We start from the raw sequence: 16,251 nt of genomic DNA on the forward strand, positions 1-16,251 counted from the left end.
GTCTATCAAAAGAAGGAAAGTGTTTCAAGAAAATTGACTGGAAAGTATTTGAAAATCATGAAACGACTCGCTTATCCTTAGTACTGAAAAGATTGAATGGCTTCTTTCAAGGCATCTTGTAAACTATTTTTCTGGTCAAGTTGGATATAGACTTCCAACAGACAGGATCTGAAGTTGGAAAATTTATAAAAATCTTCCCTCTCTTCTATCGGAAAGTCAATAGTTTTTATCCAAGAAGCTACTTGTTCTTGCCCTAATTTCCCTTGCAAAATGGGTTCATAAAGTACTCTCGCTAAGCGCCAGTCCTCATCATTTGTAAAACGAATGGTAATTCTTTTAAATAATTGACCCAGTACATCAAATACTTCAGAAAATCTGTTACTAGGAAAATCTGGATGACAAACGACTTCCGTCAAGAGATCCGCTCCATGCGCAAAAGCGTGAACCCAACCATACTGACTTGAAAAACCTGTCGTATCCTTTTCTTTTTTAAGGTAATACAAACCTTGAGATAGCATAGCATTTCTTATATCAGCTTTTAAGCCTTTATAGAAAAGAGAGTGCTCGTTACCATCTGCATACAAAAGATTGGCATAAATAAGCGCCCTAAAAGAACGTTTAAGAGTTGAAACTCCTCTACTATCAATCTCTTTGTATAGCCTTTCATTAGAGGAGACCTCTTCTGAGATAAACTGAAACTGCTCAAGGGAAAACAGTTCTTCTTGAATTCCTCTAGCCAAACTCGTAAAAACAAGTTCATCTCGAATTTCTGGAGAGGGATCTCCTAAATGCTCAAGCAACCACTGAATTTCTTCTCGACTATAGCTTGGTTTTTCTTCTGTCACTTTTCTTTGTAATTTTTTACGCATCTCAAGCACCTCTACATTTCTAGTAACTTATCAAAAAGTCATCCGAAGATGACTTTGAAGAGGAATATTTGGAAAAATTGGAAAGGAACATGGCATAGTTAAAGCACTATTTTTTCTTTTTCGGAGTTAAATCTTCAAAAGATGTACTATTTTTACTAATAGTCTCGCTAATGGCTTTTTGTCCCAACCCATTAATTGAGCTATCCATTTGAGCTGCTAAAGTCGTTACAGCAGTTTTATTTGTCATAGCAAGAACCCCTATCTCCTCATCGTACTTATCTACAATACCTTTTCTACCTGATTTTATAGGAGGAGCACAAAATGTTTTGATAGCTGCTCTTTCTAATGTTTTTTTGATTTCTCGCCTGGCTGATTCTGACATAGGTCCAATCAAAGCGTCTATGACTAAATCCACTAGCATTTCTTCTGCCTCCTTTCTAACTCATATAAGTCTTTTCTTTGACTATAACTCTCTTCTAACTCTTTTTCTAAGCGAGAACGCTCTTTTCGGTACTGAGTCTGCAACTCTTCATCTTTTGCCTCTATTTTAGCATACTGCCGAAGATACTCACTACTCGTCTCACTTGAATAAGATTCTAATAACATCAGAAATTGGTGATGCTCCCCATCGTCTCCAGATTTCTGTCTAGCAAAATCATAAGCAACGTTCTCAAACTCCTCATATAGTCTTGTCAACTGAGAACGATTATGATCTAAACTTTCATAGGATTCTTCTATTTTCTTCTTAGCAGTTCTATAGTCATCCTCCAAGGACCAAAGTCCCTCTTCTTGCTTTTTTATTTTCACTTGGATTTCTTCTAGTTTGTCCATTGATTAATATCCCTTGCCAAGCTTTCGTCTCCTTCAACTGCTTGTTCAACACCCTTCTGAATATTCGTTTCCAAATCCGTAAAGGCTTTTACAATCTCAGCTGATTTACTTACTTTTTTATCAAAATGTCTCTGAGTTTCACCCACAATACTATCATAAGTTACCCCAGCTTCTGCATAGACATCCTCTATCTCATCATAAGTTAACTCTGTGACGAACCAAGGAACTTCCTTACTTTTATCGTAGAGTGTTTCAGCATCCGCAACTGCTTTTTTCGCAACTGCCTCAATCTCGCTGTGTCCGTTACTGACACTCTCTGTCATCGCCGTCGCAACAGCTGTTGCTTGGACGCTGTCCAAGAAAAACATCTCATGGCTATTTATACTACCATCTGATAAAAATTGAGTATTCAACTGCTTTAGAAGTCCGTTTTTGACTCCCTGTAATTTCTTGAGAGTTTCATAGTTCTTCTTTTCAAGTTCAGTCATCTTCTCTGGACTCTGATTTTCCAAAATATCCTTGATTTGGTTAATTTGATTTTTATCACCCGTAATATCTGGATCAATATTGTGCCCACCAGAATTTTTAAGCAGGTAATCTTCTCCCAAGTATACACCTAAAAAAGGCTTTGAGATATTGTTAAGAAAGTCATCTTGAGTCCGGATTCGTACTACTTGACCTGTGAATGTCTTTTGTTTATTGATTATCTTCTCCCTTTCCGAATCCCATGGAGTGAGATAATCTATGATTTTATCTTTAGATTCGATAAGACCTTCTAAATAGAGAGGGGCTGAGTTATATACCACAGTACGGGGAGCGTTATACTCTAAGGCCACCCTCTGAGCGATGTTCCCTCCTAAAGAATGTCCAGTTAGAGTAATATTATCCCCATATCTCTGTCGAATCCTTTCATAAAATGCGAAAGCTTCATCATAATGAAAACCGAGCGCCATGATTATACTACCGACATCTGTAGTGACATCCTTGGCTATATCCGCATTAGGATTCGTTCCCGTATAGGCAATAATCACCTCTCCACTATCCTTATCTAGGAAGGCTGTACCACTTGTGCCAGTGGAATCATCATGAAAATCATCTAGATATTGGAGGTTTGGAGGGAGTTTTTTCTTAGAGTACTTTTCTACATATTGAAGCACATTATTGTCAGTAGCTCCCTGATTAACTCGCACATTCTCAAATTCATAAGTTAGATTAGAAGCATCTAAGGTCGGCACATTACTATTTGGCATCTATCTTCTCCATACTCTTACTTTTTCCTGTTATAAGTTCTGAATGAGATATATTTTCTCCATCAAAAACCACAGGATAACCGTATTCATAGCCAATAGTTGCAGAATGATCTGCACTAATATAAAGGTCTAATGACTCATTTGATTGTATATGGAAGTAGTCCTGAATAATTTTACTATTTACATTTTTATAAGTAATAGAAGCATCACCAGTCTCCCAATTATAGTACGTTTTTTTGAGCTCAAATCGAGATAGAGCTGCTTTATTTAGTTCTAACTTTTGAAATAAAAACCCATCATAAAACAAATCATCTTTAGAAACTTCTGGATTCAAAAATTCCAATCCTTTTTCAGTGTACACAATACGGCTTTCTAAAAGCACTTTTTCTTCATAAGGATTACCTTGAGCTTCTATTCTTTTAAAATTGCCAGTTATTTCTTTTGTTTCTGCGTTTCCTACGAGTTCAATCTTCTGATAACGAGAATAGTCCTTCGTCTCATCGTAAGTATCAATACTTCTAATCTCAAACCCATCCGGAAATTGCTTAAACAAGTCAAACAGATTCTCAGTCGGATAGACTCGACTGACCTCAGAGACTTTGTTCTCAATCCATTCTCGGCTGTTCTTATTTTCTCCACATCCTGCCAATCCTATCATTATCAATCCTCCTAAAAGTACCATTGTGAGAAATCTACATTTTTTCATAACCTTCTCCTTATTATGATATTCAACAAAATAGCTAACCGTAGTTCCCTTATAGTATACCATAAAAGCAACAATTCCTTACTATCTTATTCAAATTCGTAAGTCATATTCGCCACGTCTAAAGTTAGAATTTCACTACTCACCATTATTCAATTCTCCATTTGACACTGTTTCTCTAAAATAATAACCGTCTTTGTAATCAACATTTACAGAATAGTAATAATAATCATTACTCTGCAAAGAGCTCCCAAATTCTAATACGCCATTTTCAAGATCATCCTTTTTAAAAAATTTGTTTATTATTGGATTATTCACACTATAAGATATGTCAAAACCATTAGTTACACTGTTATAACTCTTACTTTCTAATTTAAACTCAGATAAAATTCTTTTATTAATCGTTAATTCTTGAAACAGAAAACCTTTAAAATCCCAAATTTCCTTTGCTCTTTCTTCATCTGAAAAAATAAATTGCTGTTCTATGTAATGAACATCTATAATATCTGTCTTTTTTTCTAACTTCAAATCTTTTCGAATTAATTTACCAGTTATCGTCTTAAACTGACTATTTCCGGTTAAATATATTTTTATGCTAACTTTATCATTCTTGTAAACTTGATAGACCTCAAACCCTTCTGGAAATTGCTTAAACAAATCAAAGAGATTTTCGGTTGGATAGACACGACTAACCTCAGAGACTTTGTTCTCAATCCATTCTCGACTGTTTTTATTTTCTACACATCCTGCCAATCCTATCATGATCAATCCCCCTAAAAGTAACATTTCGAAAAACATGCGTTTTTTCATAATCCTCTCCTTGCTTATAATATTCAATAAAACAGCTGACAATAGCTCCCTTATAATATACCATAAAAGCAATATTTCCTTGCTTCTTATTCAAATTCGTAAGTTAGATTCGACGCATCTGACGCATCTAAAGTTGGAATTCCACTATTAACAAATTTTTTATCCACCATTGAATCTCCTTTTAATTTGACACGGTTTCTCTAAATGAATAAACATTGTCGTAGTTGACAGTTACTGAATAATAGAAATAATCGTCGTTTCGGTATGAACTTCCAAAACCTAATGTTGCCTGTTCGTTTTCATCTTTTTTAAAATACTGATTGATAGTTTGATTCCGAACCAAATAATCAATATCAAATGCACCATTATTACCATTATAACTTTTGGATTTCATAGATAAAAAAGATAGAAAAGACTGATTAATCGTTAACTTTTGAAATAAGAATCCATCAAAAGTCCATAATTCTTTCGCTTTCCCCTCATCAGAAAAGATAAATTTCCCATCTATATAATCAACTCTTATTGTTTCTTCTGGCTTTTCAGTAATATCATCAGAAGCCCGTGTCTTGGTTAGCACTCCAGAAATTGTATAATTGCTACTATCCCCCTGTAAAGACATTTCGATAAGAAAAGTCCCACGTTTGATATACACTTGCTCTACTTTAAAGCCTTCCGGAAATTGCTTAAACAAATCAAACAGGTTCTCGGTTGGATAGACACGACTAACCTCAGAGACTTTGTTTTCAATCCATTCTCGACTGTTCTTATTTTCTCCACATCCTGCCAATCCTATCATGATTAATCCTCCTAAAAGTAACATTTCGAAAAACATGCGTTTTTTCATAACCTTCTCCTTTTTTATAATATTCAATAAGATAGCCACCATCATTCTCTTGTAGGATATCATAAAAGCAATATTGCCTTGCATCTTATTCAAATTCGTAAGTCATATTCGCCACGTCTAAAGTTGGAATTCCACTATTGGCCGTTAAATACCTCCACATTTGATACCGTTTCTCTAAAATAATAGCCATCATTGTAATCTAGTAAAATTGAGTAGTAGTAATAACCCTCATTTTGTAGAGAACTTCCAATCTCCAGTACGGATGTTTCAGAATCATTTTTATGAAAATAATTATTAACTACTTCATTTTCTGTAAAATATAAAATACTAAAACCATTTGTCACGCTATTATACGATTTCTCTTTTAATCTTAACTTAGACAATTCTGTTTTATTTAAAGTCAACTTTTGAAATAAAAATCTGTCAAACTTCCATATTTTTTTAGCAGTTTCTTCATCAGAAAAAATAAATTTATTGTCTACATATTGAACACTTACTACCTCTTCTTCGCTTTCTGGTGCATCATCCTTCGCTGGGTTTTTAGCAAGAGTACCTGTTATTGTATGCAATGTTGCATCACCTTTCAGCTTAATTTCTGTGATAAAATCGTCAATTCCATCACTTTTCTTTTTAAAATAAACCTGCTCAATCTCAAACCCTTCTGGAAATTGCTTAAACAAATCAAACAGATTCTCGGTTGGATAGACACGACTAACCTCAGATACTTTGTTCTCAATCCATTCTCGACTGTTCTTATTTTCTCCACATCCTGTTATTCCTATCATTATCAACCCTACTAAAACTAACATTGCGAAAAACATACGTTTTTTCATAATACTCTCCTTATTTATGATCAGTTCAATCAGGATATTTAAAATGTTATCAAATTAATTAGAAACACTATTTCTATCATCTATCCAACTTGAAACTATCTCACTCATTCCATCATTTGGGGTATCCTTAAAAGCAATATTAACATTCAATCGATAACCTTTTGTATTATTATAAGATTCCGCTCCACTTATTGATAACATGTGTTCTCCATTTGACTTAAGGAAATTATTTATCGTAGAGTTATCACTAATATAATAGATTTCAAACACATTGCGATTTGAAAAATATCGAAACTTTTCAAGCTTCATCTTAGATAAAACATCTCTATTCAAACTTAATTTTTGGAACAGAAAACCTTTATAACCCCAAATTTTTTCCGCTACCTCATTGTTAGAAAATATAAATTCACCATCCTTATATTCTACATCAACATGCTCTTCCACTTCTTCTTTATATGGATCAGTAGAAATTTGTATAGTCTCTATCTTTCCTTTTATGGTTTGACTTTCTTCATCTCCATCTAAGGAAACTACTGTTCTGAGCGAATCCTTATAAAATGTTTGAGTAATATTAAACCCTTTCGGAAATTGCTTAAACAAATCAAACAGATTCTCGGTTGGATAGACACGACTAACCTCAGAGACTTTGTTCTCAATCCATTCTCGACTGTTCTTATTTTCTCCACATCCTGCCAATCCTATCATGATCAATCCTCCTAAAAGTAATATTGCGAAAAACGCGCGTTTTTTCATAACCTTCTCCTTACTTATGATAATTAATAAAACAACTAATCATATTTCCCTTATAGTATATCATAAAAGGCTGATATGACTGTTTCATCTATGATGTTAAAATCCTGTCTAATACATTTTAAAACACTGTAATTCTAAAGGTCATGATATAATAGACAATGAATAACAAGCATTACTTGAAGGAGAAATGTATGAAAAAATCGTTCAGACTTTGTTGCCTAGCTTGTGTGACAACACTAGCCTTAGCCCTTGGTGCTTGCTCATCAAAGCCATCTACTAGTTCTACAAATAATTCAAACAATCAGGCTTCTACCTATCACAAGAAAGATGTAACTGGTCCTGCTGCTTCATTTGACTGGAATGCCAAAGTTGAACCTACCAACTATGAGAGAACCTTTGTTGAAACAAACAGTGGCAGTCAATTTAATAAAACTTTAGATCGCACGAAAGAGGCGGCTGAGAATCTTGAAAAAAAGAAAAAAGAAATTTCGGATCCTAAGGTTCAAACAGCCCTCAAATTAGTGGATGCTGTCTTTGTCAATCAAGAAAATCTTGACCTAGTTGTGAAATCAGCGGGTGCTAGCAATCAAGAAGAGTTATTTGATAAGATTTGGAACGAATATTTAGTCCCTGAGTTAACTAAAATCCGTCCGAATTTTTCAAATGATACCGTCTTTGAATATAAAGGAGAAAAATATCCTCTCAAAATTTATGCTCCTATGTTTTTCAAGGTCAACACCAATGCATTAGGAAAAGCAGGTGCCTATACTCTTGAGGACTATAAGGTGGAGGGCGACATGGTTTATTTGAAATTTATGTCCCCATCTGTTGATACCTACCAATACGAAGTCAAGGCTACTTATCATGATAACTTCCAAGACTTCTTTCAAGGACTGGTGGAAGAGCAACAAAAGGTTGGTCAGTCCGACTATGCTAAGGCTCTAAATATTCGATTTGTTTATCAATTAGCGGCGCTTGATTTTAAAGCTGACAACTACGTAGACCTAGAGGGCATGGATTATCTTGATCGTAACACCCATTACCTTGCCATAAAAGTGGATAATAATGGTGAAGCTAGCCTTGACAATGAAAATCTCGCCAACCTTTTACAAATTAGCATGAAGGCTTCAAACGAGGCCAATAAAGGAAAATTTGAATAAATCTTTAAAGCATAAAAAAATCACCTCAAACAGGTGATTTTTGTGTATTCATCTTATCGATAAACCGTCTTAAATCCGACACTGGATACCCTTACTCTCCCAACTGGGCACTGTAAGCGATAATCTGGTCAACTGTTTCAGACAGAAACTGAATCGTATCACGGAGTGGTTTGTCTGTTGAGATATCCGCTCCGATAATCATGGCTGACTCAAGCGGTGTCTTACTACCACCTGATTTGAGGAGGTTGAGCCAGTCTTCAGCTCCAGTTTCCGAATATTTCAGATGGAGGTAACCAGCTGTTGAGATGACAAGGCCAGCAGAGTAGGTGTAGCTATACAAGCCCATGTAATAGTGAGCTTGGCGCATCCAAGTGAGTGCCGCATCGTCGTCAATTTCAATAGCATCTCCCCAGAAATCTGTCAAGACTTCCTTCATAATGCTGTTGAGCTTGCTTGCTCCAAAGGTCTCCCCTTCTTCAATCAGTGTATAAACCTTACGCTGGAAGGCTGCCTCCAAGAGGTGGGTGATGAAATTATGGAAGTAGGTATCTGTCAAGCGGTGGGCAAGAGCGAAACGTTTTTGACGAGGGTCGTCAGATTGGTGCTCCAAGTAATCACTAAGAAGCAATTCATTGAAGGTTGATGGCGCTTCGACGTAGTAGGTCGACATATGAGCATTGAAGTAACTTTGGTGATTATCTGAAAAGATAAATTGACCAGAATGTCCGATTTCATGAATCAAGGTATAGATATCACTCAAACGACCTGTCCAGCTCATGAGGACATAAGGGTGCACGCGATACGGATCCGCCGCATAACCACCAGAATCCTTGCCACTGTTAGCAGCAAAGTCCACCCAGCGTTCTTCTTGATAGCGAGCAACTTCCTGACAATATTCTTGACCCAAAGGTTCTACTGACTTCATAACCAAATCATAGGCGTCGTCAATAGTCACTTCAGGATTGAGGGCGCTGTCCAAGTCCAATTTCCAGTCTGCAAAGGTCATCTTTTCAAGACCATTGACCTTGGCAACATGCTTGAGGTATCTCTGGGCAACTGGCGAAAAGTCCTTCATGATGAGGTCAATCTGACGGTCAAACATGGCACGGTCCACTTCTTGCTCAGCTAGGAGATAATCAAAGACTGAGTCGTAGCCCTTCATATCTGCCAAGAGTTTTTCAGACTTGACTTGAGCTAAATAGGCTGCTGCTGCCGTATTTTGGTGCTTACGGAGTCCCTCTGAGAAAGAACGGAAAGATTTCTCACGAACCTCAGCGTCCTCGTGGTTTTGGTAGAAATTTTCATAGGTAACAAAGCTGTTTTTATAGGTCTTGCCATGGGCTTCAAAGTCAGCCATTTCAAAGTCCCCAGCACGCATCTTAGTATAAATGTCCTGTGGGCTGTAGAAAACTTCACCCAGATTGGTCAAGGCCTTCTCCACATCCGCCCCTAGGTAGTGGGCTTTTTTGATTTTGGCCTGACGAATGGCTGCCGTTAAGTGTGGCAGCTCACCCAAACGGTCCAAGACTTCCTCGTCTGCTGCCACCAAGGCGTCGTCAAAGAAGGTCAAGGCTACGCTGGCGTCTGTTTCAAATTCCATCCCAGCTTGGGCAATATTAGCAAATTCTTCATTGCTATAGTCTGTCGTCTGAGGCATAAAGGCATAATTGCCGATATGGCTCATCTGGATATAGATTTGTTCCAATTCCGCAAAGGCCTTCTCGAAATCTTCAAAAGTGTGAAGATTTCCCTTGTAGTCACGGCTAAATTGGTTGATATCTTCGCGAGTCTTTTCGATTGCTCGCAAGAAGTCCTCACGGTCTTGGTATAGGGCGGTTAAATCCCAAAGTTCCTTTTCTGGAAATTCTGAACGGTGTTTTTGTTCCATTTTCTTCCTCTTATTTTTCTAATTCTACTAAAACACTAAGGGCTGATAAGGCGTAAAGTGGTGCTGTTTCTGCTCGCAAGATGCGAGGGCCAAGTCCTGCCAAAACAGCTTCTTTGGCTTCAAAACTTTCAATTTCCGCAGGTGATAGACCACCTTCTGGACCAAATATAAAGAGCAACTTAGCTCCTTTTTCAAGACCAGTGACTGCTTGCAGAAGCGCAGCGGTCTCTCCTTCTTTTGCTGATTCTTCATAGGCCACTACAATAGAGTCAAACTGGTCCAGCTGGGCTAGAAAGTCTGCTTTTTTCTCAAAAAGTTGGATACTTGGGACCAGATTCCGCTTGCTTTGTTCTGCTGCTCCAAGGGCAATTTTTTCTAGTTTTTCGGCTTTCTTGCCCAATTTCTTACCATCCCACTTGGCAACTGACCAGTCGGCAGGGAAGGCCCAGATTTGACTAGCTCCGAGCTCGGTTACTTTCTGAGTAATAAACTCCAGCTTGTCTCCCTTGGGAAAGCCAGATGCGATGGTCACTTGGATTGGCAGTTCCACATTGTCAGCTAATTCTTGAACCAACTCAAACTGACGTGCTTCCACATCCAACACGCGCGCCAAGCGCTTGACGCCATCATCAAAGACCAAGGTCACCTCATCATCTTCTTTCAAGCGCATGACCTGAAACATATGCTTGCTGGTTTCCTTGTCCTCAATAGTGACAGGAGAGATTGCACTGCCTTTGACAAAATACTGCTGCATGCTAGCCTCCAATCACACCTGAAATATCCTTGGTTTTCTTAAAGACACAGGCATTCCATTCCCCTTGAATCATGTGGGTTTCAAGGAAAAATCCAGCTGACTCAGCCGACTCGCGCACCATGTCCCACTTGTCCTTGATAATCCCACTCATGATCAGGTAGCCTTCGCCCTTGACCAAACGATAAGCATCCTCTGTCAGATGGATGAGAATATCCGCCAAGATATTAGCCACGATGACATCTGCCTCAATTTCTACACCCTTAAGCAAATCTCCAGCAGCAACATGGATATTTTCCATACCAGGGTTGAGCTCAATATTTTCCTGAGCCACACGAACAGCCACATCATCCAGGTCATAGGCGAAGATTTCTTTGGCACCAAGAAGCGAGCTAGCAATAGAAAGGACACCTGAACCAGTTCCTACATCCAGCACCGTTTCCCCACCACGAAGAACCTGCTCCAAGGCGAAAAGGCTCATCTTGGTCGTTGGATGCGTTCCAGTCCCAAAAGCCATGCCTGGATCCAGCTTGATAATCTTTTCTCCAGCAGTCGCCTCGTAGTCCGTCCAGGACGGCACAATGGTCAAGTCATGAGTGATGCGAGCTGGTTCATAATATTTCTTCCAGTTGTCTGCCCAGTCTTCCTCAGCCAAGGCAGTCGTCCCCATCTTGACCTCACCCAAATCCATAAAGTCTGTCAATTCTGCTAGACGAGCCTGCAAGTTCGCCTCAACCACTGCCACATCAACCGTATCTGGATAGTAGGCGGTCACTACGATTTCTTCTTGTTGCTCGACCTCTGGGAAAATCTCACCGAAGCGATCCACATTCCCCACATAGTCCATACTGTCTTCGATCGCAACACCTTGCGCCCCCAGCTCAATCAAGAGATTGGAGACCAGCTCCTCCCCCTCACGCTTCACTGTAACTTTTAACTCTTGCCATGTTTCCATTTTGTACTTTGCTTACCTTTCCATTAAGTTAAAAATATTCTTTCCGATAACAACAATAAGATTTTCTCTTAATTTCTTCTCTAACTCTAAGTCAATACCACTATTCTGTATGAATTTGTTTTCTACCATTTTATATAAGCGTCTCACTCTATTAGGATTTCCTGCAGCAAAATTAGGAGCATAATGATAAACAACTACTGGGACCTTATCATCAATTGAGCGTTTAGCAATCTGATTCCACAGATATTTATCAGTAATACCAAGAGACACTCCGTAAAGAATAATTATGTCAGAATTTTTAATTATCTCGCTATTCCTAACATCCATATTTTCTCTATATTCTTTCAAAATATATTCTTTTATAAGAAAACTTTTTTGCTCATCACTAAATGTAGCTGAAATTTGTGACTCGTCACTGACCCCTAAAATTGTACAAGCATCTAAAATACCATGCACATGGATTGGTTTTGATATTTGAAAACTATAAGCATTATGCCTCAGAGCATTACTAAATGTTACTGTTGATGATTCATATAACTTATCAAGTATACTAGTATAGTTTAAACTAAGAATATTTACATGATCATTTCCAATTGGCTTGTCATTATACTTTTGGCTAATAACTTCTTGATTTGATATAGGACAATCAGTCTTAATTCGATTTAGAGTGTTTTCAAAATCAATTTTATAATTTTCAACATTAAAGGTTTCCTCTACCATCCTTAAATAAGCAATTAAATCATCGATTATATCAGTAAAATCATCAATGAATTTATCCTTTGATTCTTTGCTTAGAATAATTCCAGAATTCTTTTTTGTTAATTCTCCAATTGATAATTCAAAATCTGACCAATTTTTATAATCATTTACTTTATCTGTAAATAACGATTCATAGATTAAATTTGAATATCTTTCTTTCTCTTTCCTTTCCATATAAACTTTATGTTGAAAGTCATAGAAATCCTTGTATTTTGTTTTTAAACCATATTGCAAATCTAAACCATTCCCAACAATATATGTAATATTCATTACTTAAATAATTTCCTTTCAAATGACTCTTCCTAATCAACCAGCATTCCACTATTTTGAAAAAGTTTTTACCGTCCCTTACATTCCTCAATCACATCTGTATAGTGTTCTTTCATTGCGCTATGAATCTGCTGTTTAAAAATACCAAACGTAAGATAATAAACAAATAGAACAATTCCTGCTAACAGTATCAGAAACAAAAAATATTCTGAAAATGAAAGTGTTTGATTATTCTCACCTTGTAAAGACAGAACATACAGCAACCCCCAGATAAGGGCCATAGAAATCCCAGCTACTTTCGTACCACTTTCTCTCTGCTTCTTTAACTTTAAATATTCCATATAGATGAATGTAGCTTCTTCTCTAGAATATTGTCCAGTTTTTAGTTTGCGTTTAACTTCCTTATTTAACGTCGTTGTTCCAATTATATAAACCACTTCATTTCCTCCAAATAATCCCTCACTCTATCCTGCAACTGGGGTACAACCTTATCTGAGCTAAGAAATTCCTCAATGCCCATCAGTCTATATCCCTGCCCTTCATCACCAAAGACAATCTTGTCAAACTGTTCCTGAGTCAACTTTCCCACTAGAAAGACGGATTCCTTCCCCTCAAAAAGCATACTTGGGTACACCTTAGTCCAAAGCAGACAATCCTCAGTCAGATGAATTCCTAGTTCTTCGTAAACTTCACGCGCCGCGCACTCAAAAGGACTTTCATCACCTTCTCGTCCGCCACCTGGTAATTCCCAGGTATTAGGGTATGGAATATTTGATTTGTCATCACGTAAGATAGTTAAGAGCTTATCACCACAAAAGAGGGCAATTTTGCAACCTGTAAAATCAGAAATTTCTTTTTCCATATCAGACTCCTAATACCTCGGATAAGGATAAAACTCTCCTTCTTCCAAGCCGACTTTTCCCTCTTCAAAGACTTCTTGGTTCCATTCCATGACAAACTCCTCTGCTTCTGGGTCTTCCAAAAAGTCCATAAGGGCATCCAGACCAACCTCGGCAGTATCTTTGAGGAAAAGGGCAAAATAAGCTAAAAATTCACGAGAAAATCCTTTTTTAGGCAGGTAAGGGATGACCGTCAAATAGTCTTCTGCATTAACCGTTGACTTGGTAGGATTGTAGAAAAGAACCGCTTCCTCAAAGAGGATATCGTCTGACGAAACTTCTCCGTCCTCATCCAGCATCTCCACACCTGCAGCGTTTTGTGCTTCCAAAAGAAAACTCACTTCTACCGCATGGTTGCGCTTGTCCCAACTAATCTCAAAGTCAAAGGGAAAGTTCTTGTCCAATTCTTCCTCTAAAACATCTAAAAATCCGTATGTTGCCATTTTGTCCTCTTTCTATGCGACTCTTTAATCGCCCCGATTGCTCGGAAATATGCTAAAATAGATACTACCATCTTACCACATATACATCAGAAAATCCATGTTAGAAAGGACTGCTATGCCAGACAATCTCGCGCTTCGCATGCGCCCCAAAACCATCGACCAGGTCATCGGTCAGGAGCATCTAATCGGACCTGGAAAAATTATCCGTCGCATGGTGGAAGCCAATCGTCTGTCCTCCATGATTCTCTACGGACCTCCAGGAATCGGAAAGACCAGTATCGCCTCTGCCATCGCTGGGACCACCAAGTATGCCTTTCGGACCTTTAATGCGACAGTCGATAGTAAGAAGCGACTTCAAGAAATCGCTGAAGAGGCTAAATTCTCTGGTGGATTGGTCCTACTACTGGACGAGATCCACCGACTAGATAAAACCAAGCAAGACTTTCTCCTTCCCCTCTTAGAAAGTGGTCTGGTCATCATGATTGGGGCGACGACTGAAAATCCTTTCTTTTCTGTCACTCCAGCCATTCGTAGCCGTGTTCAGATTTTTGAGTTAGAACCCTTGTCCAATCAAGATGTTAAACAAGCCCTGCAAATTGCCATCAGCGACCCTGAAAGGGGATTTGACTTCCTAGTTGAGCTAGATGAGGATGCGCTGGATTTCATCGCAACTTCTACAAACGGAGATCTTCGCTCTGCCTTCAACTCACTTGACTTGGCTGTTCTTTCTACTCCCGAAAATGACAAGGGCATCCGTCATATCACTCTTGATATCATGGAAAACAGCCTGCAGAGGAGTTACATTACCATGGATAAGGATGGGGACGGTCACTACGATGTCCTTTCAGCACTGCAAAAGTCCATCCGTGGCTCGGATGTTGATGCCAGTCTCCACTACGCGGCCCGCTTGATTGAGGCTGGGGATCTGCCTAGTCTCGCTCGTCGCTTGACTGTTATTGCTTATGAAGATATCGGTTTGGCCAATCCTGAAGCTCAGATTCATACCGTAACTGCTCTAGATGCTGCTCAAAAGATTGGCTTTCCAGAAGCTCGCATTCTCATTGCCAATGTCGTGATTGATTTGGCCCTTTCTCCAAAATCCAACTCAGCCTATGTGGCTATGGACAAGGCTCTTGCTGACCTCAAAACATCAGGGCATTTGCCCATTCCACGACATCTGCGTGATGGACATTATAGTGGTAGCAAGGAATTGGGCAACGCTCAAAACTATCTCTATCCACACAACTATCCTGGACACTGGGTCAAACAAGACTACTTGCCAGAAAAGATTCGCAATCATAGCTACTTTTCACCAGAGGAAACTGGCAAGTACGAACGGGCCTTAGCCCAACGTAAGGAAACCATTGATAAATTAAGAAACTTGTGAAATCCTTTTCAAAAAAAATAAATTTTCCTCTTGAATTTTTTAAAAAAAGTGGTATCATATAAACATAGAAACGCTGTGGTGTACGACTTCACACTTAAGTGTTGACCGACTATTTTTTGTATTATTAGGGAAACAAAAGTCTTCTAACAGCATGTAAGCCGTCTCACACGGAAACAGCTTCAGTTAGAGCGAGTTGCCCACCTGCTTAATTGCGCGGGTTCAATACAAACCGTGAAGATTCGGCACCAATACAGCTTTTTCTTTGCCTCCTTAGCTCAGCTGGCAGAGCAGCGGACTCTTAATCCGTGGGTCACAGGTTCGATCCCTGTAGGGGGCACTAAATACAACAGGAAAAAGCCTTAATTTCAAGGCTTTTTTTGCTTGTCTATAACTGATTTACCCCATCATTTGTCCCACATTTTAAATCTATCTTTTCTTTTTGAATCAAATTACATCTTTACAAATAGTGTAAAGCCAGTTACTTTTGCTTTGATTCCATACAATATTTTCATGTAGAGAAGACAAATTTTATCTTCTCTTTTTATTTTCAAAATAATAAAAACTGATTTTCTTTTCATAAATCAGACTGAAACTTCCAAATTGTTTATTTATTTTATTGACATTTTCTATAAAAATAAGTACAATAGTCTTATTATCAAACTATACTATACTATGTAGGGGGTATTGAAATGAAATTTTCTAATCGTTTACTGCTATTTCTTGCAGGAGTTGTTTTTGTCCTTTTAGGACTTTTCCTATTTACAAACCCAGTAGCTAATCTTGTTGCTTACAGCTGGTGGATTGCATTTGGTTTACTGGTTTCTTCTATAGCAGCTATTTTAGGCT

The 16,251-nt window shown here is 38.2% G+C and carries 19 protein-coding genes and 1 tRNA gene; 4 read left to right on the plus strand and 16 right to left on the minus strand.

The window, feature by feature from the left end:
• Positions 1-77: 77 nt before the first annotated feature.
• The 9 genes from PCY17_RS02400 to PCY17_RS02440 form a co-directional block, all read right to left on the minus strand.
• Positions 78-869, minus strand: a complete 792-nt coding sequence (locus PCY17_RS02400; RefSeq protein ID WP_001227786.1) for a DUF2785 domain-containing protein — start codon at positions 867-869, stop codon at positions 78-80.
• Between the two features lie 106 nt (positions 870-975).
• On the minus strand, positions 976-1,290 hold the full coding sequence (locus tag PCY17_RS02405; protein ID WP_000959513.1) for a hypothetical protein: 315 nt from the start codon (positions 1,288-1,290) through the stop codon (positions 976-978).
• Positions 1,284-1,700, minus strand: a complete 417-nt coding sequence (locus PCY17_RS02410) for a hypothetical protein (RefSeq protein ID WP_000359227.1) — start codon at positions 1,698-1,700, stop codon at positions 1,284-1,286. The genes PCY17_RS02405 and PCY17_RS02410 overlap by 7 nt, the downstream gene beginning before the upstream one ends.
• Complete coding sequence (locus PCY17_RS02415) at positions 1,688-2,950, minus strand: DUF2974 domain-containing protein (protein ID WP_001133846.1); 1,263 nt, start codon at positions 2,948-2,950, stop codon at positions 1,688-1,690. The genes PCY17_RS02410 and PCY17_RS02415 overlap by 13 nt, the downstream gene beginning before the upstream one ends.
• Positions 2,940-3,656 (minus strand): hypothetical protein, encoded by a 717-nt coding sequence (locus PCY17_RS02420; protein WP_042898773.1) that lies wholly within the window; start codon positions 3,654-3,656, stop codon positions 2,940-2,942. The genes PCY17_RS02415 and PCY17_RS02420 overlap by 11 nt, the downstream gene beginning before the upstream one ends.
• A gap of 135 nt (positions 3,657-3,791) precedes the next feature.
• Positions 3,792-4,463, minus strand: a complete 672-nt coding sequence (locus PCY17_RS02425) for a hypothetical protein (protein ID WP_049519031.1) — start codon at positions 4,461-4,463, stop codon at positions 3,792-3,794.
• Between the two features lie 181 nt (positions 4,464-4,644).
• The gene (locus tag PCY17_RS02430) at positions 4,645-5,307 is read right to left on the minus strand and encodes a hypothetical protein (RefSeq protein ID WP_049519034.1); all 663 of its coding nucleotides are present in this window, start codon (positions 5,305-5,307) and stop codon (positions 4,645-4,647) included.
• Between the two features lie 134 nt (positions 5,308-5,441).
• On the minus strand, positions 5,442-6,140 hold the full coding sequence (locus PCY17_RS02435; RefSeq protein ID WP_000746967.1) for a hypothetical protein: 699 nt from the start codon (positions 6,138-6,140) through the stop codon (positions 5,442-5,444).
• 54 nt (positions 6,141-6,194) lie between these two features.
• Complete coding sequence (locus PCY17_RS02440; protein ID WP_000745352.1) at positions 6,195-6,893, minus strand: hypothetical protein; 699 nt, start codon at positions 6,891-6,893, stop codon at positions 6,195-6,197.
• Between the two features lie 191 nt (positions 6,894-7,084).
• Between PCY17_RS02440 and PCY17_RS02445 the strand changes: the two genes are divergently transcribed.
• Entirely contained in the window at positions 7,085-8,053 is a 969-nt protein-coding gene (locus tag PCY17_RS02445) for a hypothetical protein (protein WP_268702757.1), read from the plus strand.
• A gap of 91 nt (positions 8,054-8,144) precedes the next feature.
• On the opposite strand, the gene pepF is transcribed toward PCY17_RS02445, so the two are convergent.
• From pepF to PCY17_RS02480, 7 genes are all read right to left on the minus strand, one after another.
• Positions 8,145-9,941, minus strand: coding sequence for an oligoendopeptidase F (gene pepF, locus PCY17_RS02450; RefSeq protein WP_042902653.1), 1,797 nt, complete (start codon positions 9,939-9,941; stop codon positions 8,145-8,147).
• Between the two features lie 10 nt (positions 9,942-9,951).
• Positions 9,952-10,695, minus strand: coding sequence for a 16S rRNA (uracil(1498)-N(3))-methyltransferase (locus tag PCY17_RS02455; RefSeq protein WP_042902652.1), 744 nt, complete (start codon positions 10,693-10,695; stop codon positions 9,952-9,954).
• Between the two features lies 1 nt (position 10,696).
• Entirely contained in the window at positions 10,697-11,647 is a 951-nt protein-coding gene (gene prmA, locus PCY17_RS02460; protein ID WP_042902651.1) for a 50S ribosomal protein L11 methyltransferase, read from the minus strand.
• 12 nt (positions 11,648-11,659) lie between these two features.
• A complete protein-coding gene (locus PCY17_RS02465; protein WP_042902650.1) occupies positions 11,660-12,676 on the minus strand; it encodes an AbiH family protein in 1,017 nt (338 codons plus the stop codon).
• A 68-nt stretch (positions 12,677-12,744) separates the two neighbouring features.
• Positions 12,745-13,113 (minus strand): hypothetical protein, encoded by a 369-nt coding sequence (locus PCY17_RS02470; RefSeq protein WP_042902649.1) that lies wholly within the window; start codon positions 13,111-13,113, stop codon positions 12,745-12,747.
• The gene (locus tag PCY17_RS02475; protein WP_042902648.1) at positions 13,101-13,538 is read right to left on the minus strand and encodes an NUDIX hydrolase; all 438 of its coding nucleotides are present in this window, start codon (positions 13,536-13,538) and stop codon (positions 13,101-13,103) included. The genes PCY17_RS02470 and PCY17_RS02475 overlap by 13 nt, the downstream gene beginning before the upstream one ends.
• A 9-nt stretch (positions 13,539-13,547) precedes the next feature.
• Positions 13,548-14,018 (minus strand): DUF3013 family protein, encoded by a 471-nt coding sequence (locus PCY17_RS02480; protein ID WP_301391136.1) that lies wholly within the window; start codon positions 14,016-14,018, stop codon positions 13,548-13,550.
• Between the two features lie 115 nt (positions 14,019-14,133).
• Between PCY17_RS02480 and PCY17_RS02485 the strand changes: the two genes are divergently transcribed.
• From PCY17_RS02485 to PCY17_RS02495, 3 genes are all read left to right on the plus strand, one after another.
• Entirely contained in the window at positions 14,134-15,405 is a 1,272-nt protein-coding gene (locus PCY17_RS02485; protein WP_251463619.1) for a replication-associated recombination protein A, read from the plus strand.
• A gap of 264 nt (positions 15,406-15,669) precedes the next feature.
• A tRNA-Lys gene (locus tag PCY17_RS02490) sits at positions 15,670-15,742 on the plus strand.
• A 352-nt stretch (positions 15,743-16,094) separates the two neighbouring features.
• Positions 16,095-16,251: DUF308 domain-containing protein (locus PCY17_RS02495; RefSeq protein ID WP_301391140.1), on the plus strand; the 157-nt coding region annotated here is incomplete at its 3' end.

The organism is Streptococcus sp. SO2, from assembly GCF_030440025.1.